At 67.8% G+C, this 19,432-nt stretch carries 16 protein-coding genes and 1 pseudogene; 8 read left to right on the top strand and 9 right to left on the bottom strand.

Annotation, left to right across the window (positions count from 1 at the left end):
• Positions 1-63 precede the first annotated feature (63 nt).
• From AB0C25_RS28135 to AB0C25_RS28115, 5 genes are all read right to left on the bottom strand, one after another.
• Positions 64-1,287 (bottom strand): ATP-grasp domain-containing protein, encoded by a 1,224-nt coding sequence (locus AB0C25_RS28135; protein WP_357377121.1) that lies wholly within the window; start codon positions 1,285-1,287, stop codon positions 64-66.
• Positions 1,288-1,298: 11 nt separating this feature from the next.
• Complete coding sequence (locus tag AB0C25_RS28130) at positions 1,299-2,237, bottom strand: DMT family transporter (RefSeq protein ID WP_357377120.1); 939 nt, start codon at positions 2,235-2,237, stop codon at positions 1,299-1,301.
• A gap of 160 nt (positions 2,238-2,397) precedes the next feature.
• The gene (locus tag AB0C25_RS28125) at positions 2,398-3,549 is read right to left on the bottom strand and encodes a saccharopine dehydrogenase family protein (RefSeq protein ID WP_357377119.1); all 1,152 of its coding nucleotides are present in this window, start codon (positions 3,547-3,549) and stop codon (positions 2,398-2,400) included.
• On the bottom strand, positions 3,546-4,595 hold the full coding sequence (locus tag AB0C25_RS28120) for a saccharopine dehydrogenase (RefSeq protein ID WP_357377118.1): 1,050 nt from the start codon (positions 4,593-4,595) through the stop codon (positions 3,546-3,548). Before AB0C25_RS28120 ends, AB0C25_RS28125 begins: the two co-directional genes overlap by 4 nt.
• Before the next feature lie 14 nt (positions 4,596-4,609).
• Entirely contained in the window at positions 4,610-5,305 is a 696-nt protein-coding gene (locus AB0C25_RS28115) for a class I SAM-dependent methyltransferase (protein ID WP_357377117.1), read from the bottom strand.
• Positions 5,306-5,934: 629 nt separating this feature from the next.
• Between AB0C25_RS28115 and AB0C25_RS28110 the strand changes: the two genes are divergently transcribed.
• From AB0C25_RS28110 to AB0C25_RS28090, 5 genes and pseudogenes are all read left to right on the top strand, one after another.
• Positions 5,935-6,342, top strand: coding sequence for a nuclear transport factor 2 family protein (locus AB0C25_RS28110; RefSeq protein ID WP_357377116.1), 408 nt, complete (start codon positions 5,935-5,937; stop codon positions 6,340-6,342).
• Positions 6,343-6,362: 20 nt separating this feature from the next.
• Positions 6,363-8,096, top strand: a complete 1,734-nt coding sequence (locus AB0C25_RS28105; protein WP_357377115.1) for a thiamine pyrophosphate-binding protein — start codon at positions 6,363-6,365, stop codon at positions 8,094-8,096.
• A gap of 63 nt (positions 8,097-8,159) precedes the next feature.
• Entirely contained in the window at positions 8,160-9,353 is a 1,194-nt protein-coding gene (metK, locus tag AB0C25_RS28100; protein ID WP_357377114.1) for a methionine adenosyltransferase, read from the top strand.
• 1 nt (position 9,354) lies between these two features.
• A pseudogene (locus AB0C25_RS28095) lies at positions 9,355-9,486 on the top strand (carbohydrate kinase family protein); the annotation flags it as partial.
• A gap of 193 nt (positions 9,487-9,679) precedes the next feature.
• A complete protein-coding gene (locus AB0C25_RS28090) occupies positions 9,680-10,552 on the top strand; it encodes a hypothetical protein (protein ID WP_357377113.1) in 873 nt (290 codons plus the stop codon).
• 10 nt (positions 10,553-10,562) lie between these two features.
• Here the strand turns inward: AB0C25_RS28090 and AB0C25_RS28085 are convergent, their stop codons facing one another.
• The 4 genes from AB0C25_RS28085 to AB0C25_RS28070 all read right to left on the bottom strand — a co-directional run bounded on the left by AB0C25_RS28085 (position 10,563) and on the right by AB0C25_RS28070 (position 15,012).
• Complete coding sequence (locus AB0C25_RS28085; RefSeq protein WP_357377112.1) at positions 10,563-11,585, bottom strand: 3-oxoacyl-[acyl-carrier-protein] synthase III C-terminal domain-containing protein; 1,023 nt, start codon at positions 11,583-11,585, stop codon at positions 10,563-10,565.
• 37 nt (positions 11,586-11,622) lie between these two features.
• The gene (locus AB0C25_RS28080; protein ID WP_357377111.1) at positions 11,623-13,140 is read right to left on the bottom strand and encodes an MFS transporter; all 1,518 of its coding nucleotides are present in this window, start codon (positions 13,138-13,140) and stop codon (positions 11,623-11,625) included.
• A gap of 683 nt (positions 13,141-13,823) precedes the next feature.
• Complete coding sequence (locus AB0C25_RS28075) at positions 13,824-14,612, bottom strand: SDR family oxidoreductase (protein ID WP_357377110.1); 789 nt, start codon at positions 14,610-14,612, stop codon at positions 13,824-13,826.
• Positions 14,613-14,649: 37 nt separating this feature from the next.
• Complete coding sequence (locus AB0C25_RS28070) at positions 14,650-15,012, bottom strand: nuclear transport factor 2 family protein (RefSeq protein WP_357377109.1); 363 nt, start codon at positions 15,010-15,012, stop codon at positions 14,650-14,652.
• Between the two features lie 78 nt (positions 15,013-15,090).
• Between AB0C25_RS28070 and AB0C25_RS28065 the strand changes: the two genes are divergently transcribed.
• From AB0C25_RS28065 to AB0C25_RS28055, 3 genes are all read left to right on the top strand, one after another.
• Positions 15,091-15,885, top strand: a complete 795-nt coding sequence (locus tag AB0C25_RS28065; RefSeq protein ID WP_357377108.1) for a MerR family transcriptional regulator — start codon at positions 15,091-15,093, stop codon at positions 15,883-15,885.
• Between the two features lie 765 nt (positions 15,886-16,650).
• Positions 16,651-17,364 carry a hypothetical protein gene (locus AB0C25_RS28060; protein WP_357377107.1) on the top strand — a complete coding sequence of 238 codons (714 nt, stop codon included), beginning with the start codon at positions 16,651-16,653 and terminating at the stop codon, positions 17,362-17,364.
• Complete coding sequence (locus AB0C25_RS28055) at positions 17,361-19,370, top strand: ATP-binding protein (RefSeq protein ID WP_357310307.1); 2,010 nt, start codon at positions 17,361-17,363, stop codon at positions 19,368-19,370. Before AB0C25_RS28060 ends, AB0C25_RS28055 begins: the two co-directional genes overlap by 4 nt.
• Positions 19,371-19,432 lie beyond the last annotated feature (62 nt).

The following is a 19,432-nucleotide window of genomic DNA, read 5'->3' as shown; positions in this document are numbered from 1 at the left end:
GCGGGCACGCCCGTACCTCACCACGGCGTCGTGCTGTGCCGAGGCGAGGCGGGGACGTGTGGATCAGTCGCCGTAGAGGCCGGCGACTTCCAGCGAGCGCAGCCGGTCGTAGTCGGCGATGACCTGCTGCCGGTCCGGGGCGCACAGGTACAGCGTGCCCGGGCAGGTGGCCATGTCGGTGGTGGGCGACAGGTGGGTGCCCTCCGGAATGTTGAGCACCAGGCTGTCGAAGGACGGGAGCGCCCGGACAGCCGCCCAGGCGTCGGCACCCGGCATGACGCCGTCACGCTCGGTGATCAGGTTGACGCAGCGCAGGTAGGCGTCGAGCTGATAGCCGCTGGTCCCCTGACGCGTGAACACCTCGGGGTCGGCGATGGCCAGGGCCAGGCTGTCGACCTGGTTGGTGCCTGTGCAACGGGTCAGCAGTTCCGGCATCTGGCCGCCACCGAGGCGGGCTCCGCACTCGACCAGCACCGGTCCGGACGCGGTCAGCATGACCTCGGTGTGCCCCGCGCCGGTACGGATCTCGAGCGCGTCCAGGACCGCCAGGGTGTAGTCGGCGATCTGCCGGGTGGCAGGGTCGTCCCAGGCCAGCAGGTCCTCGTAGTCGTAGAGCGTCCGGCCGCCCGTGGAGCGCTTGTGATAGCGCCAGACCTCGACGATCCGGTGCACGCCGTCCCGGCTGACCGAGTTGACGTAGTACTCGGTGCCGGCCAGGAACTGTTGCACCAGAACGATGCGGTTCTGCCGGCCGTACCGGTCGATGTTGCCGGTGATGCGCGCGTACGCGTCCCTGATCTCCTCGGCGGAGTGGCAGACGTAGACGTTGTCTCCGCCCGCGCTGGACGGCGGCTTGAGGACCACCGGCCACTGCCCACGGTCACCCGCCCAGCTGAGGATCGCGTCGACCGACTCGGACCGGAAGCCGTCGGCGGCGGCCAGGCCGGCGTCCCGGATCGCCTGGTGCATGGCGAACTTGTCGCGCCGCGCCAGGGGATTCCGCATGCCGTTGCCCGGTGTGCCCAGGGCTGCCGACAACTGGTCGGCCAGCAGCACCCCGGACTCGGCGCCGGCAACGACGATGCCGACGCCGTGCTCCCGCATCCGGGCGACGGTGGCGTCGAGGTCGCCCTCGTGCTTCAGGTCGACAGTGAATTCCTCCGGCCGGTAGCTGAGTCGCCAGTCGGGCGCGTCCGAGCGGATGTGGATGAATTCCATGCCGTGCCGCAGCAACGCGGCCGGCAGGTGCCGACCCGCGCCGTACGCGTCGACGATGGCGCATTTCATGGAGGACTCCTTCATCGGCGGTCTCCGACGGTGTCGTAGGCCGACGGCATGGTCGCGGCTTCCAGTCGGCTGTCGTGGCGTGCGCGGGCCAGGGTCCCGGCGGTCGCGAGTGCCACGATGCCCACGATTCCCACGATGGTCAGCGAGGAGGGCTGCAAGCGCCCGTCCAGGAATTGCATGAAGTAGGCGAAGATCGGTGACAGCGAGACGATCAGTGCCGTGGTGATGGGCTCGGTGTGCCTGATCCCGATCTGCAGTACGTAGATCGGGAGCCCGATGCCGATGACGGCCACCACTGCGCCGGGCACGAGCGCGGCGGTCACCTCTTCCAGCGAACTCGTCGCGGTCATCGCCCACCCGATCGCGATCATCAGGAAGAACCGCACCGCCAGCACTTCCTGCGGACTGCGACCGCGATCGCTGAGCCGCTTCATGTAGGTGATGTTGGCCGCCGATCCGATCGCGCACACCACCGAGAAGACGAGCCCCCAGGCGGCGGTGCTCTCGCCGATGTCCCCGACGGCGGTCTCACCGGTGAAGGAGCCCCACACCAGGACGCTGAGGAAGACGCAGATCCCCAACGCGACCACGACCTCCGCGGCGATGACGGACGCCCCCCGGCGCAGGATCGCACCGGTCAGGAGGATGAACACCGGACCGAGCGCCAGGCCGACCACGTTCACGACCGCGGGCTCCAGGTTGCGGAGGGCGTAGAAGGTGGCGAGCCACGTCACGGCGGTGGTGATGTTGATGGCGATGACGTCGTGGCGTGACTCACGCAGCATGGTCAGGAACGCGGTGCCGTTACGCGCCAACTCCAGGACGAGGAAGAAGACCGCCGTCAGTGTGAACGAGACCGCGGTGAGGCTCTCCGGACTGACCACCTGGAGCCGGTTGCTGCCGTACACGTCCATCGCGGCGGTCAATGCGGCGAAGATCAGTAGCGGCACAATGCCACGCCGAATCGTCGCCGATTGCCTGGTCCCCGACTGTTGCGCCATATCCTGGCCTCCCCGTAACTGGCTGTGGCCCGCGCCAGACCGACCGAAGTGTACTTACCTCGGTAGGTTACGAGGCGACCGAATTCCAGCCATGTACTAGATCATCGGCCTATGGCACATATTCCTGACAGACGACTCCGTTGGCGGACAGGAAGTCCAACCAACTGTCGATCGAATCGGGGTCGGAGGTCGCCTGGTGCAGACCGGCGGACAACCGGCCGGCCAGCAACTCGGCGAGCCCGCCGGCGAGGGCCACCGAGACCAGGCGAGGTGTCGCGTTCTCGGTGGCATTCCCCTGGACGTCCATGGTGAACTCCCCGGCCCAGCGCGCTCCGTCGCCGGTCACCGCCTCCAGCCGTACGAACATGACCACCCGGTCGTGGTCCTCGCTGGTGGCCGGGTACTGCTCGGCCAACCGCGCGGCCAGGGCGGTGATCTCGTCGGCGGTGCCGTTCTCCAGCTGAGTGAAGACCGGCTGCCAGGCGTCGGTCCATCCGTCGAGCCGGACGGTGCCGCGAACGAAGGTGTCCACCTCCCAGGACTTCGGGAACTGATACGTGGTGAGGTACGGGATGCTGTCCCGGTTGGCGTAGACCTCGAACGGTTCGCCACCGAGGGTGATCTTCTCCGCGGCGCGGTACGGCCGGTCGACGGACCGCTCGCGGCCGCCCTCCACGAAGCGGGCGGGAGTGCCGAGTGCGGTCAGGACACCCCGCGGCGCCCAGCTGAACCGGTAGCGGAAGTCGTTCGGCACCGCCGGGAAGCTCCCGCAGTACGAAGTGAACGACACCGTCGCCGGAGTGTCGCCGAGGGCCTTCTCCGCGGCCTGCACGAGCCGGTGGGCCAGCAGGTGATCGATGCCGGGGTCGAGCCCCGCGTCGGTCAGCACCACGAGTCCGGCCCGTCGCGCATCGGCGGCCAGCTCGGCGACCTCCGCGGAGACGTAGCTGGAACTGGCGAAGTGCGCCGACTGGCGCAGGCAGAGCCGGAGCACGGCCGGGTGCTCGGCGGCCGGCAGCATGGAGACCACGAGGTCACCCGGACGTACGGCCTCGGCGAGGGCTTCCCAGCCGAGTTCCCGCGCGTCGGCCTGGCCGCTGAGCCCGAGCCGCTCGAGACAGGCCTGCGCCTTCTCGCGGGTGCGTCCCCAGACCGTGGTCCCGGTAGCGGTGGCGCAGACCAGGGCGAGCCCGCTCCCGGTCGACAGGCCGGTGCCGAGCCAGTGAACCCGTCCGGTCGGCTGGATGAGGGTGGATGTCACGACGGGCTTCCCATCAGGTCGAGTTCAGAAGTCGCGGTGGCGAACCGGTCGTACGCCCGTCGCCAGACCGGCGTGTCGTCCCGCAGGGTGCGCAGGTGCGGCAGCAGGTCGGCGGAGAAGGCCACACTCGCCTCCCGCGGCAGCAACGAGGGCAGGTTGTCGATGGCGAGCAGGTCGAGTGCGGGCTCGGCACGCAGGTGGTGCACCGGCCGGGCCCAGTCGGTCGGGGTCCGGTAGATCGGCAGCAGGTTGAACTCGGACGTCACGTCGCAGGTCACATCGCTGATCACGGACAACGTGCGAGCCGGGTCGTCGAGATCCTCCGGGCGTACGAACGGAGGCGCGAGTTCGTTCGACAGCACGGTGTTGACCAGCACGTCGTGGTCGAGGATCGCCCGGCGGTCGAGCTCGCGGGTCTCGGCAAGGTCCCACGCCGTGGGCTCGACCCCGCCAACGGACAGCGCGTCTCGGGCGCCCCGGCCGCACCGGCCGAGCGCGCCGATCACCAATGCCCGTACCCGGGTGTTCCCGGACGCGGCGAGAGCCTCGTCCAGTTCCGGGCGGGTCATCGCGTGCAGGGGCGGAACGAGCCGGCCCCGGAAATGCAGGAGCGCCAACGCCGCGCCGACGTAACCGGCCCAGTAACCGAACGCGGCCACCCGGCGGCCCGTGTCGTCGGTCAGGTATTCCAGGTCCAGCAGAGATCCACCGGCCCGGAAGCGGCGCAGCAGCGCCGCCCCGTCGCGCTGCCCCTTGTAGGCGTGCCCGAAGAAGATGTGTCGATGGTGCAGCGGTTCCGGCTCGTCGGCGGGGGCCTTGAGCCCCACGACGACGGTCTCGGCTGACGCCTCCGGCCAGGTGCCGGCCGCGACGATCCGGGCACCGACGGCCGCGTACTCGCCGGTGTCGAAGATTCGGTGCGCCGACTCCTCGACGGTCAGCCGCACGCCGTCGGCGATCAGCACCCGGGCGTCGTCGGGGGTCAGGACGGTACGGTGCTCGTCCGGGTTGATCTCTTCGCGTAACCACAGCTCATGAACGCTCATCGCAGGCTTCCCGATCACGCGTGCAGCTGTGCTACGACCACGGACCGCCGGCGGGGACCCGACTGCGGGCGCCGGTAGTGGAAGTGCTGGATCTCGACTCGGTCGAAGCCCGCAGCGAGCGCCTGCTCGCCGAGGTAGCCGGCGGACAGCCAGTAGAAGCCGTTGACGTTCGAGGCCGCCTGCGCCCAGGAGCCGTTCTGGGTGTCGTCGTTGGACGCCACGAACGACGCCACGCCGGCAGGTCCCGGTTCGAGCCAGGTGAGGATGCGCTTCAGGATCGGCTGGAGTCCGTTGTCGGGGTCGTACAGATGCCCGAGCACGCCGTCCATGTAGACGACCGACCACTTCTCCTCGGGCGTCCAGGTGTTCAGGTCCGCCTGCACCGCCTCCAGACCCTTGGCCCGGGCGAGATCGACGGCCTCCTCCAGCGCGTCCACCGCAAGCACGCGGTAGCCGGCCTTGGCCGTGTCCGCCTCCACCACGGCGTTGCCGCAGCCGAGGCTGAGCAGGCCGGTGGCCTTGTTGCTCTCCAACCGGCTCACCAGGATGTCCGTCATCCAGCCGCGGTACTCGGTGGAGTAGGTCGACGGCGTCACCGAGTCGCCACGGGCCCCGCCCTTCTCCCAGATCTCGAAGAGATTCGGCTCTCCGTCGCCCTGCGGACGATAGAAATCCAGAAGTTCCGTTTTCTGCCGACTTTCCGTGCTCACTCTTATTCCCCCGCTATTCGCCGGTCATTCACCGAACCACGCGACGAGGACGAGCGCATGAGCCAATGACACCCATCGGCGCGCTGCATCGCCTTGGCGATTCAAGTGATTAGTCGGAATTCCCCCAGGTAACGAGATGACCAGAAGCACCAGGCCACTCTCGCAAATTCGGACCACGGCCCGACAGATATCGATGCAAGCACATGCACCCCCGGCTGTGCAAGCATGCCTTCCTAAGATGTGGGAACGCGGCGCGAAACCCAGGCGAAATGTCGATCATCGGCTTGGAGAATGCGGGTGCGTACCCCACACCGGACTCGCGATGAGCTACCGTGCCGAAGGTCCGGTAGGCGACATCCCCGCAAACTTGCAGCACCTTGGCCCGCCGCGTACACGCGTTTTCCCAGCACAGGAAGCACCACCTTTGGTGATCACTCGCATCGATGCCAGTGGAGACACCCCCAACGTCGCCCGCGCCACCGCCGCCGCACGACGGGCACCCTGTGTGACGAGAGCCACACAGAGGGGGGCAACGAATGTGAGGATGATGTCGGATCATGCGTTTCGTCCAGTACTGAGTCTGCACTTCGCCCCTCCTGACCGGTGATCACCACGACCGGAGCCGCTCGGTGGTGAGCCGCGAATCATTGCCGGAGACGCTCGTGTCGCAAATGATCAATCGGGTTCACCTCGACGACGTGGTGCGCACCTACTACCACCGGGTCGACGCCGATGACATCGAGGGAATGATGCTTCTCTTCGAAGCGGATTCCATATACGACCGGCCAGGTCGAGAATCCATTGTCGGGCGATCGGCCATCGAAGCGTTCTACCGTTCTCAGCCACCAATTCGCCGCCGCCGGCACAACCTTTCTTCCTTGATCATTGAAGGGCCGGAGGCGGCAGTGCACGGCACTGCCGACCGGATCACCCTGGACGGAGAGCACTCGACAATCGGCTTCGCCGACTTCTTCACCGTTTCCGGATCCGGCCTGTTCTCGTACCGCCGGACCTTCTTCTTCGTCCCATTCGCCTAGCGACTCCCAGGGAGAAACCAATGAGCGCAGCTGAGGGCGCGGCGCGCGCCGGCGCGGAACTTCTGGTCGAAGCGCTGGTGCGGCACGGTGTCGACACGATCTTCGGATTCCCCGGAGACACCAGCATCCACTTCTACGAAGTCATCGCGAAACGCCCGCAGGACGTCCGGCACGTGCTCGCCCGCGACGAACGCCACGCCGCGTACATGGCCGACGGCTATGCGCGTACGCTCCGCCGCCTCGGGGTCTGCGAGGCGCCGAGCGGCGCGGGCGCCGTCTATCTGGCCAGCGGCCTGGGCGAGGCATTCGCCTCCGGCATCCCGATCCTGGCGATCGCCACCGACAACCCGCATCGCAGCCGGGGCACCAGCGCCATCAGCGAGATCGACCAGATGGCTCTGTTCAGCGGCGTGACGAAGTGGCGGCGAACGGTGGACCGGACGGCCGACCTGCCCGGCGCGGTCGCGGAGGCGATCACCGCCGCGACGAGCGGCCGTCCCGGCCCGGTCGTGCTGATCATCCCGGAGAACGTTCTGGAGGAGACCGCCGATCTCCCCGTCGGCACCGGCAGCAGCACGGTTCCCGCCGCACGCCCGCTTGCCCCGGCCGAGGCCGTGAACACGGTGGCCGAACAGATCGCGCAGGCCGCACGCCCCGCGATCGTCGTCGGCGGCGGCGTACACCTGTCCGGTGCCTGGCGCGCCCTCACCGACCTCGCGGAGCACGCGGCCATTCCGGTCGGCACCTCCATCCACGGCAAGGGCGCCCTCCCCGAGGACCACCCGCTCGCCCTCGGCGTCGTCGGCGCCAACGGAGCCCGGGAGTACGCCAACGACTACCTGCGCAACTCTGACTTCGTCCTCTTCGCGGGAACCCGCGCGAACGCCACCGACACGGCCAGTTTCACCGCACCGCCACGCTCGGGCACCCGGATCGCGCACATCGACCTCTCTCCGGAGCGGGCCGGACGCAACTATCCCGGAAGCACGCCCCTGGTCGCGGACGCCGGGGCGGCTCTCGACCAGCTCCGCCAGGCGGTACCCGCCGCCGACGAGCAGACGCGCGACAGTCGGATCCGGGCTCTCGCCGCCGCCCGGCAACTGTGGGTCACGGCGAACTCCTCACCACTGCCGGACCCCGGTGACCAGCGGCTTCAGCCGCGGGACGTGGTTCGTGCGCTGCACGCCGAATTCGGCGGGTCCACCTGGGTCGTGGCGGACGCCGGCACTCCCACGCCGTTCCTCGCCTCCTTCTGGGAGTCGTCCGGTGACGGGTGGCGAGTCGTCATCCCGCGCGGTCACGGGCCACTGGGTTTCGCCATCTCGGCCGCGATCGGCGTCGCCGTGGCGCACCCCGGCGAGCGGATCCTCTGCCTCACCACCGAGGGCAGCGTGGCGATGGGTCTCGGCGACTGGGAGACCGCCGGCCGGCTCGGGCTGCCGATCACCTACGTGGTCCTGGACAACACCTCGCTCGGCTGGATCAAGATGATCCAGCATCTCTACGCCGGCGGGCGCTACTTCGCAGTCGACCCCGGGCGTATCGACCCCGTCCTGCTCGCCAACGGCATGGGACTGCCCGCGGCACGAGCGTTCGACATGGAACAGCTCAGCGTGATGATCAAGGAGGCGGCCACCGGAGGTGGTCCGTCGGTCATCCACGTCCGGGTCCCCGAACACATGGACAATCCGCCACCGGTGGAGGCGTGGCAGGCAGCGCTCGCCGGCACCGCCACGCAGCGCCCGATCCACTGACAACCTCCGTCCGCCCGCCGGCGCGCCTGACCCGGGAACGCGCCGATATCGAAAGGAAACGTCGTGGCACGCCGCCTTTTCACCTCCGAGTCGGTCACGGAAGGCCACCCGGACAAGATCGCTGACCAGATCAGCGACGGGATTCTCGACGCCCTACTCGCACAGGACCCGCGGAGCCGCGTCGCGGTGGAGACCCTGATCACCACGGGCCAGGTACACGTGGCGGGCGAGGTCACCACGCAGGCCTACGCCGACATTCCCAGCATCGTTCGCGACACGATCCTGCGGATCGGTTACGACTCGTCGAAGAAGGGCTTCGACGGCGCCTCCTGCGGCGTGAGCGTCTCCATCGGCTCGCAGTCGCCCGACATCGCGCAGGGTGTCGACGCCGCCATCGAGGCGCGCGAGGGTGGGGCCGGCGACTCGCTGGACAGCCAGGGCGCCGGGGACCAGGGCATGATGTTCGGGTTCGCCTGCTCGGAGACGCCCGAGCTGATGCCGGTGCCGATCGCGCTGGCCCACCGCCTGGCCCGCCGGCTCTCGGCCGCCCGTAAGGACGGCACGATCCCCTACCTGCGTCCGGACGGCAAGACGCAGGTCACCGTCGAGTACGACGGTCTGCGTCCGGTGCGTCTGGACACGGTCGTGGTGTCCTCGCAGCACGCCGCCGACATCTCGTTGGAGTCGCTGCTGACGCCGGACGTCCGCGACCACGTCATCGCTCCTGAGCTGGAGACGCTCGGCCTGGACTTCGAGGGTTACCGGCTGCTGGTGAACCCGACGGGTCGGTTCGAGATCGGTGGTCCGATGGGTGACGCCGGCCTGACCGGCCGGAAGATCATTGTGGACACGTACGGGGGTTACGCCCGTCACGGTGGTGGCGCCTTCTCCGGTAAGGACCCGTCGAAGGTGGATCGCTCGGCGGCGTACGCGACGCGCTGGGTCGCCAAGAACGTGGTGGCGGCCGGCCTGGCCGAGCGGTGTGAGGTGCAGGTGGCCTACGCGATCGGCAAGGCCCATCCGGTGAGCCTGTTCGTCGAGACGTTCGGGACCGAGAACGTGCCGGTCGAGCGGATCGAGAAGGCGATCAAGGAGGTGTTCGACCTGCGGCCGGCCGCGATCATCCGCGATCTGGACCTGCTGCGTCCGATCTACCAGCAGACCGCCGCGTACGGCCACTTCGGCCGTGAGCTGCCGGACCTGACGTGGGAGAGCACCGACCGTGCTGCCGATCTGAAGAGCGCGGCGACCAGCTGACATGGGGCGGCTCTACGTCACCGGGTCGATCGCCACGGATCACCTGATGCGCTTTCCCGGCCGCTTCTCGGACCAGTTCCTCGCGGACCGTCTGCACGCGGTGTCGTTGTCCCTCCTGGTCGAGGAACTGGTGATCCTGGTACGCCCGGCAACACGAAGGTGGCCAAGAATACGACTTGACCGTCGAACAGCTCTGCGCCGAGCTCGCCAAGCATTACCGTATCGACCTGGCCGATGCCGTACGTGCGGCCGCCGGCCGCACCGACGCCGGCTGAACGCCCTACTGTCGAAGGCACTGCGCACACCTGTTGCTCGATGGAGACGCTTTGCACGAGATCACCGAGACCCGTATCTCCTATCACCGGGGTGAGACTGCCGCGGAAGCGCGGATCGAGGCCGTCCTGCCGGCCGGCTCCGGGCGCTGGGCCGTCGTCACCGACGCGACCCCGTTCCACCCGGTCGACGCCGCCTGGCCGGACCAACCGGGAGATCACGGCAACCTGACCGTGGGCGATCAGGTCATCCCGGTCGTCGACACCCAGATCGTCACCTTCCGGCCGGCCGACGGTGCGGTGTCCATCGGGCCGGAGGTGACCGCACGCCGTGGCGACACCGAGCACGTTTTCGCGGTCGCCCACCTCATCGTCAAGCACCCGGATGAGTCCTGGGTGGGTCGGACCGCCCAACTGACGGTGGACGATCACCGGCGGCGGTGGTTGAGCGCTGCCCACACCGGGTGCCACCTGGTGGCGTACGCGTTCAACGAGGCCACGGACGAACTGTGGAGCAAGGACGCGCCCCGGGACTCACGGGGAAGCCGCAACTTCGACGCCGCCGCGCTGATCGACAGCCGCCACGACCTGGGCAGCAGCGTGGACCGGTATCGCCTGGGAAAGTCTCTGCGGCGCAAGGGTTTCGACCACGCCCGGATGCTCGCCGGCCTCGACACGTACCTGGCTCGCGCCAATGATCTGCTGGCCTCCTGGGTCGCCGCCGATGCCCCGGTTCATCTCACCGAATCGTCGGACAGCTTCACCGCGGAGCGGGTCTGGCGCTGTGAGATCTCGCCCGTCGCGACGATGCCGTGCGGCGGCACACATGTCAGCAGCCTCGGGCAGCTACGTTCCATCGAGATTCGAGCCGAGTACCTGGAGTCGGAGAAGGAGATGCACCTGGTCGCGGCCTCTCAGCCGCGATGAGCGGAGGCGGTCAGACCTCCAGGAGTGTGCAGAACCAGTGCATGCCGTACCCGATGCCGGCCAGCGCCACCACGTCGCCCTTCCGCAGATCGCCGCGCTCGACATAGGTGTCCAGGCAGATCAGCTGGTCCGCAGCACCGCAGTGGCCGATCGACGCCCCCAGCTCGAAGTTGGTCCGATCGAGCGGCAACCCGACCGCCTCGGCCACGTCGACCATCGCCTTGTAGTTGTCGTTGAGGTAGATCAGCCGGGTCAGCCGGGCCCGGTCGGTACCGGAGCGTGCGAAGGCGTTGTCCACGACGAGGGCGACCCGTTGGTTCAGCTCGCGGGTGAACCGGGTGAAGTGGTCGGGGTCACGGCGGAACTGCCGGTAGACGGCGGCGAGCCGGTCGAATTCGAGGTTGCCGAGGCCCTCGGGGGCGATCGGTGCCGCCGCTCCGCCGTACTCCACCCGGAAGAAGTCGACGCACTCGGGATCGGTGAACTGGTCGGTCGCCAGCCACCGCAACGTTGCGTGGTCCCGCCTCAACACCGCGGCGGCGGCCCCGTCGCTGGAGACACACGTGTTGGTGTTCATCCGGTTGGCGTGCCCCTCGCTTACCTGGTTGATCGCGACGAGGAGGACGGTCCGCACGTCGTCACGGACGGCGAAGGTCCCGGCGATCTGCTGGAACGCCGTCACGGTGGCGGCGCAGGCCTGGGTGAGCAGCAGGGTCGGCGTCCCGATCATCCCCAGCTCGCGGGCCACCGCCGAGGAGACGTCCCACTGCAGGTAGTCCGGGACATCACTGGCGGCCACCACGAGCAGGTCGATCTCGCCGACCTCGGTCCGCGCCCGCTCCAACGCCCGGGTGGCCGCTCGGGCGCCGAGATGCGCCGACGTGGTTCCGTCGACGACCCGATGGAACGTGCGATAGCCCCACGCCATCACCCGCTCGGGATCCTTCACGTAGCTCGGTGCCACCTCAGCGACATCCTGAGGTTCACCCAACGCGGCACCGAGCGAGACGACGCCGAACTGCACAGGCGGCATGGCACTTCCTTCCTTCACGGCGTACGCCACGATCGGGTCAGGCCTCTGCGGCCCGGCTGCGCACCGCGGCGTCACCGGGTTCCCGGGAACGTGCCGAACGCTGTGTGAGCATCGAGGTGACCACCCCGGTGACGAGGAGAACGGCTCCCAGGACCAGCCAGCCGACCGGCCCGGGACCGACGACGGCCACGGTGAGCAGCCCTGGGCCGATGACCGCGAAGCCACCCGCACCGAGGTTGTAGAGACCGAGATAGAAATTGCGGCGATCCACCGGGGACAGCCCGAAGGACACCCCCCATCCCCCGGCCGACTGCCACAGCTCCCCGAATGTCAACGCCACCGCGGCGAGGAGGAGCACAGCCGTCGTGGCCACCGGACCCAAACCGGCCGACACCGCGGCCAGGACGCAGAACACCGCGAGAGCCACACCCGCGCGGCGCTGGAGCCGACCGGCATGAGCGAGATCGTCACCACCACGGCTGAATCGGACCTGCAGCGCCACGGCGAGGACGGTGTTGATGAGCAACACGACTCCGACGACCGGCTTGGGTGCCGACGTCTGCGTCACGATCCACAGCGGCAGTGCCACACCCAGGATCGCAACGTGCAGGAACAGGATGCCGTTGAGCAGGGCCAGCGACACGAAACGCAGGTCCCGCCAGGGGAGCGCCCCGACACTGGCGCCGCGCTGCCGTACCGCGACACCCCGTGGTAGCTCTCCGCGCACCCGCAGCAGCAGAACTGCGGTGATCAAAAAAGCCACCGCATTGACCAATACAAACCCGATGTACGCCGACGCGTCGGCCAGGGTGATGAAGAGTGTGGCTGCCAGCGTAGCCAGGGAGTACGCCGTGTTGCGCACCACCGAAACCGCCGCCATCGTGCCGACCGGCGTATCGTCTTCGGCGATCGAACCAGCAATGGATTGCAGCAGGGGGGTGGCCGCGTTCTCGGCCATGCCGATGAAACATGCCGCTATCAGGAATCCGCTGAAATCGTCGACCAGTGGATAGGCCAAGAAGCCGGCCGCACGCCACAACTGGAGCGCGATGAGCATCCGGGGCGCTCCGACCCGATCAGCGAGCCGGCTGATGGGTACGACGCAGACCAGCCCGCAGAGCGCCGCGATCGACAGCCCGGTACCCACCTGCGTGCTGGTCAGTCCGATCACCTGCGTGTAGAAGAGGACCGACCCGGTGAGGAAGATCCCCCGGCCTGCGGCGTCGATGAAGACCGCCAGCAGGAAGGCTCGGGCGGCTCTGCTGTGGGACAGCCGGCGGATCAGATGCAGGTCGAGTCCGAGCAACTGGTTCAATGCCGTTGACCGCGCATAATCATGCCGGGCACATTGCACCGGGCCGCCATATCGACGCTCCCCCGAATGAAGCCCGCAGGGCGGTCCGCACGTGAGCCCATTCGAACAGCCAAGCGCGAATATCGCATCATTCGCCGAGCCTTCCCCCGATGTCCGGCACCTCAACGCTCGCGGAAACCATTTCCAAGGCAACGACTGATTGACCCACCGCGATCCGTGTTCGGATCCTAGGTCGGCCACGCAGCGGCCACAATGGATGTCCCACCGTGCCGCTGTGAACTAACTCTCACCGTGTGCGACGGTCCGGCGACGCGCGCGAGCGCGGCGTTATGGGCCCGCCGTCCCGGTCGCCATGCACTCGACATCGGGACGGCCGGCCCTGTCTCATGCCGGTTGGCGTCCTGCCAGGTCCTGTCGAGTCCGAGCCTGTTGCTGTCACTCGTTGCTGTCAGGATGTCCGCCGACCGGTGGGCGGAGGGTGAGCGGTGGGCGAATGGTTCGAGACTATTGCCGACGTCGAGGCGACCCCCGAAGAGGCTGACCACCTGGGGGCCGAGGTGCTGTCGTGGCTGGTCGAGCAGGGCATCGTCCTGGCCAATCCGACCGACTGCATCCTCGGCAACCATGGGCACCGCCCCGGGCCGAACTACGCCGCTGCGACCGTCGAACCATGGGACGGCCTACACGACTTGCTACCAATGGGTTCCGCGTGGTCACGGGGCAGTCGGTGTTCTACTCGGTGGGCGTCGACCAGGTCGTCTGCCCACACTCGTCGACCGCGTGTGGCGCACCCGCTCCGACGCGGAGGAGACGATGACGTCCGCAGCGCGGCCGGTCCTGGGGCGGCCCGTGACCGGGCGGGGAACACGAATAGCCCTCTCCTCCAAGTCCCCGCACGTAACTGCTCGAACCCGTTTGCGGGCTCAGACGGTCGGGACTGTTCCGCCATCGATCACGTACTCGGCGCCCACGATGGCCGAGGCGCGGTCCGAGACCAGGAATCCGACCAGGTCGGCGATCTCCTCAGTGTTGGCAAACCGTCCCAGGGGTACGCCTCCGAGGGAGTCGTAGATGCTCTGCTTGGCTTGTTCGCGGCTGATCCCGTTGCCCTCGGCGATTCGGTCCACGAACCTCTCGTAGGCCTCCGTCTCGATTCCGCCGGGGCTGATCGCGTTGACGCGGACGCCCCGCGGGGCGACCTCGTTGGCGAGCCCCTTGCTGTAGGTGCGCAACGCGGCTTTCGCTGCCGCGTAGGCCAGAGACGCGTCGTACTGAGGAAGTTCACGCTGGATCGAGGTGAAGTGCAGCACCACCGCCGACCCGGACTCGATCATCGCCGGGAGGAGAGCTCGGTCGAGCCGCACCGCTCCGAGGAAGTTCAGGTTCAGCTCGATCATCCACTGCTCGTCGGTGATGACCGCGAACCCACCGGACGGCGTCGAGGCACCTCCGACGACGTGCACCAGGATGTCCAGTGCGCCGCCGGTCTCGGCGATCCGGTCGGCCACCGCCTTCGCGCCCTCGACCGTCGAGGTGTCGGCCTCGATGAACCGGTCGGGGTGCTCGTACCCCTCGGGCATTGTCCGGGCCGTCACGTAGACGTCGGCGCCCATCTCCCGCAGTCTCTCGACGACCGCCTTGCCTGAGCCCTTCGATCCGCCCGTGACCAGCGCACGACGTCCATCGAGACGATCGCGATCTGAGGTAGGCATTCTCTCTCCTCTGAAGATTGACGTGATGCGGGTCTTGTCAGGATCCGTGGTTGGCGATGACGAGTTCGGCGACGGCGTCCCGACGGATCGTGAACCGGTAGTCGAGCTCGGCGACGCCGCCTGGAAAGGTTCCCTCGAGCCGCAGGGTCACCACCCAGTGGCCGTCGTCGATGCGAGTGGTGCCGATCCGCTCGGTCGTGTACTCGAACTCGGAGCCGGCGTCCCGCAGGAACGCGTGGATCTGCTCTCGGCCGCGGAAGGACTCGCCCTGATCGACGGCCACCGCGTCCTCGGCGAAGAACGACGATGCTGCGTCGGCGTCGCGGACGACGTGAGCGGCGAGGAAACCGCGGACAGCGGCTGGGAGTAGATCGGACCGGAGGCTGTTGTGCTGTGTCATGAGCCCACCGTGTGGCCTCGCCGTGCAGGAGGGTCAAACGCTGGACTCTCCCCCTGGGGGAGACTTCATACTGCGAAGGTGCTGACGATCGGGGAGTTCTCGCGCCTGACCCACCTGAGCGTGCGGACCCTGCGTCGGTACCACGAGGGCGACCTACTGGAACCCGCCGTAGTGGACGAGACCTCCGGCTACCGCTACTACGCCGTCGAGCAGATCCCGACCGCCCAGGTCATCAGCCGGCTCCGCGAACTCGACGTCCCCCTGGGCGACGTGCAGCGGATCCTGCGGTCCCCCGACCCCGGTGTCCGCGCGACCCTGATCGCCGACCACCTCCAACGGTTGGAGGCCGAACTCGACCGCACCCGAGCCGCGGTCGCGTCGCTGCGCCGCCTGCTTCGGCCCGACCCCGCGCCGATCAAGGTGGAGCTCCGTGCCGAGCCCGCCCGCACGGTCGCGGCGGTGGCGGCCGTGGTCGACGAGGGCGAGGTCGAAGCCTGGTTCGCGGGCGCAATGGCCGAGTTGGAGGTGGCCGTTGGCGACGGGGTGACCGGTCCACCGGGTGGCACCTACGACAACTCCCTGTTCGAGCAGGGCCGCGGTCACGTGTTGGTCTACCTGCCGACGGCCGCTCCACCTCGTACCGGGCGGGTGCACGCCGCGACCCTACCCGCTGCGGAACTGGCAGTGGCCACCCACGTTGGCGAGCACGATGGCATCGAGGTCACCTACGGCGAGCTCGGTACCTGGGTCGTGAAGAACGCGATGTCGGTGGCGGGGCCGGTGCGGGAGGTCTACCTCGTCGGACCTCGGGACGCAAGCGATCCGGCCGCGTGGCGCACCGAGATCGGGTGGCCGGTGTTCCGAGTGACCTGAGTGGGTCGGCGGACCGACGGTCGAGACCTTCACAAGGGGGCCCGGTGGAACGGGGCCGACCTTCGAGGCGTCACCGCCGAGCGCGTCATCGGGTGGCCCCAGGGCCTCTCAGACTCCAGGGTTATCTCCGGTTGACGTGTCAGCACCCGAACAGAACAACTCCTAGCCCTCACGGCGCGCGCAATGCCGCGCTACGGCGATTCCGCGACGAGGCGAACAAGCTGATGCAAACCCGCCCCCGGCGCATAGACCGGAAGGCCACTCACGTCGATGGAGGAGCATCCACCGAGTAGCCAAGCCTCCACGAGGGACCATAAGCAAGAGAGCCTGACCTGCGTTTCCGCAGGTCAGGCTCTCTTGATCTTGTGCGCCCGAAGGGACTCGAACCCCTAACCTTCTGATCCGTAGTCACAGGTTTATCCACAGTCTCCTACAAATACCACTCTACACCAAATAGAGTCGACCCGCAACCCCCCTAGTCCAACCCCGTCCAGCCACGTCCTTGCTGGTCCAGGCGCTGCAGGCAATGGCCATCGCTAGCGGTCGATTAGTGCGAGGGCTAGCGGTAGCTGATGAAATCCGGCTGCGTCCCGGTAAATCCACGCCCGTCCCCCGTCGCCCGAGCAGCCACCGAGCAGCCACGGATCAACCGCTGCCCCGGCCGACGTCAGCCCGCCGGCGCTGGGTGTCCGATCGATCGGCGCGTAGATCGACCGCCTCGGCCAGAAGTCGCCTTACGCCGCGCGACGGGTCTAGACACGCAGTGTGGTGATCCGGTTGGCTCTACACGTGACTCAGATGATGGTCCGGCACGCCAGCCTCTGGCAAGACGCGGTTCGGCTCCTGTTGTTGATCGACGCAGCCGCGAAACCGGTGGGCGACGACAGCGAGGCACCACCGAGTGCCGTAGGCATCGTTCGGACACAGGTGCGCTTGCAGAAGCTGGACTTCTGGGTCCGCTACCCGGACTACCTCGCCAACGAGCTTCTGAACGAGTATGAGTCCCACCCGGACTCACCAGGACTTGTCGACGAGGCGGAGCGCATCCTGTCGTCGCAGGAGCCCGACCTACGCCGTTTCCCCATGCTGCGGCACCGCTTCGGCGCCTTCGAGCAGCTGGACAACGCCCTGTCGGTCCTCGTTGAGAGGGGCCTGGCGCGTAAGCACGACCGGCTCGGCGAACGCAGAGTCCTTCAGCACAACTATTACCTGCTCGAGAAGGGGCAGAGGACCGCCGTCGACCTCCTGAGGGAAGCACCCGCGCTCGGCTGGTACGGCGATCGGACCCGAACCGTGGTGGCACTCGTAGACAGCTTGGGTGGCAGCCACATCAAGGCTCGCCAGTACCTGCAGCGCGAATACGCCGACACCCCCATCGGCTCCTACATCCCGGCGATCACGGAACAGGCCCGCCGCCGGCTGGCCGAAGTCCGGGCGGCTGTCCCGTCCCCCACTGCCCGAGAGGAGCTGGTCCGGTGACGGCCACTGTGAGCCCGGCGGCGGTGCAGACCTGGACGCCACCCAGCCCCGGCGAGCTGTTAGCGACCGCCGCGACAAAGTCCTCGGCGACGGTGGCCGATGTAGAGACGGTGCTGCGGGAATTCGGTATCACCCTGCCCAGCCCGATCCCGCCGCATCGGCGCATCAAAGTGCTGCGACTGCGCGTCGAGGGCGTCAAGAAGACCGGCGAACAAATCAACATCGACCGGCGCTTGGACGCCGGCGTCTGGGCGATCATGCACCCGAGCAACTCCGCCGGGAAGACAAGCCTGCTGGAGTTCTTGGTATGGGCGCTGCGGGGCCGAACACGCGATCTGCCTAACCACGTCAAAGCCTGGGTCCGACGCATCGCCGTCGACGTCACCGTCAGCGGCCAGCACGTCCGCGTGGTGATCAACCAGGACGTGTCGAGCGGGCGACCCCATGTGACCGCTGTGCTGCTGTCGGCCGATACCGAGGGCCAAATGCTGGCCGCGACCGACGGCGAGCTGCGGATGTTGGTCAGCGCCGACGGCGAGGAGCCGGTGGAGCAGCTCATCGGGGCCTTCATGCGGGAGTCGCTTGGCTTGGATTCCACGGAGCTCTGGAACAAGAGTGGCGGGCTAGACGGCGAGGGTGCCGCTCAGGTGCACGGCTGGCCGGCGTACTTTGGCGCCGTCTACCTCAACCCGGGCGGAGACAAACTCCTGCTTGGAGACGTACCAGGGGCGCTGCCAGCGAAGTTGCTAGAGCTGTTCATCGGGATCCCCTACACCTCCCTGCTGACTCACCTCTCCGCCGCGAAGAAGCGGCACACAAAGTCCACGAACCAAGCCGCTCACCGTGCCGATCAGGACCGGACGATTCGCGGCCAAGAACGCGCGCAGTGGAAGCGGGAACTCGAGGGCACTCGCCGGCAGCTGGCGGCAGCGCAGCGGGCCGTCAGTCCATTGGCCGAGGTGGCGCTAGCGGCGGTTGATGCCGCGCTGGCTGACCTGCGTGCCGCCCGGGATGCCTACACGGCAGCCGAGGATGCTCAACAGGCCGCCGAGCAGGTGTGGTTGCTGTCTGAACAGCAGCTGATGGATGCCCGGGAGACGGAAGAGGCTCGGCGGGTGCTGGGTCGTTTGTCACCGACCTGCTGTTCGCGCTGTGAAATGCCCTTCGAACAGGACCGGTACTCCGTTGAGCGCCAGGACGCCTCCTGCGCTGTCTGCACCCGCCCGCTACCGCCGGTGGATCCGGAGCTGACGGCCGCCAGGCTCGTCGAGCTGGAGGAGCAGGTGCGCGACTCTCGGGAAACACGGCAGCAAGCCAAGGCGCACCTCGATGCCTGCGCTGGAGAAGCGGCGGATGCCCAGCGTCGCCATGAGGCTGCCGTCCTTGAGCTCAACAACGTCAGCGTGGCGCGGGCGTATCAAGCGATGCGCGATCTGGACCTCAAGGCGGCGCGGTTGGAGGGCCAGCTTCAGGCGACTGGCTCTGACGATGGCGGCGAGCCGGCCCAGCCGAACCGCTCGGAGCAGATCCTCCTCACGTTTCACTCCGTGGTCGAGGGCACGGTCCAAGAGGCGGCGAAGAACCTCTTTCCTGACCTGAACCAGCACATCGTCGAGCTGGCGCGGACCTTCGGGGTCGCAGACCTCGACTCAGTGAACATCCAGCGCAACGGACGGATCAACGCGATCAAAGACGGCGAAAAGACGCCCTTTGACGACTTCAGCCGCGGCGAGCGCCTGCGGATGCGGATCGCCACCGTCATCGCCATGTTGCGGATCAGCACTCGGCGAGGCGCCGCCTCCCACCCAGGGCTGCTGCTGATCGACGCCGTCGGCGCCGAGGAAGTGACAACGGAACCAGGCCGCAAACTGATCATGGCTCTACGGGACCTGGCAGAGGAACTTCCGGCGCTCCAAATCATCCTGACAACGGCGACACCGCCGCTGATTGACGGCCTACTCTCCGACGAAAGGATCATTACCAATGATGGTGATCACATGTTCTAGCGCGAAAGTGATCTACTGAGCCAGGGCCCGAGCACGGCCGGTGCCACTGACCGGGGAGCGCA

The sequence above is a fragment of the Micromonospora sp. NPDC048839 genome, from assembly GCF_040649915.1.
Classification (GTDB): Bacteria; Actinomycetota; Actinomycetes; order Mycobacteriales; family Micromonosporaceae; genus Micromonospora.
Note: the sequence above shows the minus strand (reverse complement) of the source record. Positions and strands in the feature narration are given on the sequence as shown.